This is a genomic window from Priestia sp. BR_2, from assembly GCF_041954005.1.
In the GTDB taxonomy this organism is placed as follows: Bacteria; Bacillota; Bacilli; order Paenibacillales; family Paenibacillaceae; genus Paenibacillus_AQ; species Paenibacillus_AQ lautus_A.
In genome coordinates this window covers 1-938 of sequence record NZ_JAVFHM010000004.1, presented here as the reverse complement: position 1 = coordinate 938, position 938 = coordinate 1, and the positions used below count along the sequence as shown (strand labels likewise).

Annotated in this window: 1 protein-coding gene; it reads right to left on the bottom strand. The window is 40.1% G+C overall.

Features of this window, described 5'->3' with window-relative positions:
- Nucleotides 1–63 precede the first annotated feature (63 nt).
- Entirely contained in the window at nucleotides 64–810 is a 747-nt protein-coding gene (locus RB298_RS00035) for a gamma-glutamyl-gamma-aminobutyrate hydrolase family protein (protein WP_328235053.1), read from the bottom strand.
- Between the last annotated feature and the right edge of the window lie 128 nt (nucleotides 811–938).

The following is a 938-nucleotide window of genomic DNA, read 5'->3' as shown; positions in this document are numbered from 1 at the left end:
ACAAAAAGGCAGGCCATTATAACGGCCTGCCTTTTTGTATTGGTGACGCAGTAGATTAAAACGTCAAATGCTGACTTTTTTTACAGCCGACTGCTGCACATGCTCCATAAACAGTTTAAACAAGTTTAGCATTGAAGCATGTTCTTTTGCCATCATTTCTGGATGCCACTGGACTCCGACTACGAATTGTTCTCCTTGTTTTTCAATGGCTTCAATAACTCCATCTTTTGCCCATGCGGAAACTTCAAAACCAGGCGCTACGTCTTTAATAGCTTGGTGGTGAAATGAATTAATAAGAGCTTGATTGCCGTAAAGGTCATGTAGGCGTGTTCCGTCTTTAATCATGATGGAATGAGAAGGGTCGCTTGTGTTGTTGTATTGATCATGTTTGATAAATGACTCTTTAATGTCTGACATATCTTGATAAAGAGTGCCGCCGTAAGCAACGTTTAAAATTTGTAAGCCGCGGCAAATTGCTAATACCGGCTTTCCTTGATCGATCACATGCTTTAACAATAGCTGTTCAGACTGATCTCGTGCTAAAAAAGGTGACCCCGTTTTGGTTGTCGGTTCTTCACCGTATAAAAGGGGGTTAACGTCTTGACCACCTGATAAAATCAACCCGTCTATACTTTCTGCCTGCGCTTTCATCATTTCTTCGTCTTTTAGCACTGGCAAGATAAAAGGAACTCCGCCGCTGAGCGCTGTTGATTCGATATAGTCGTTATTCACATACGCTCGCTTATAGCCTGGAAAGCGTCCTCCTTGATCTACAATAATGCTTCCTGATATACCAATTAAAAATCCCACTGTTGTTTTCTCCTTTTTTGTTAAATTACCATTTCGTGAAATGTTGTTTCTTTTGTAATGCGCTGATAAAGTGTTCTCAACCGCTTGCTCTATAAGAAATAAATGGTTCTTTTATTCAACTATTATAC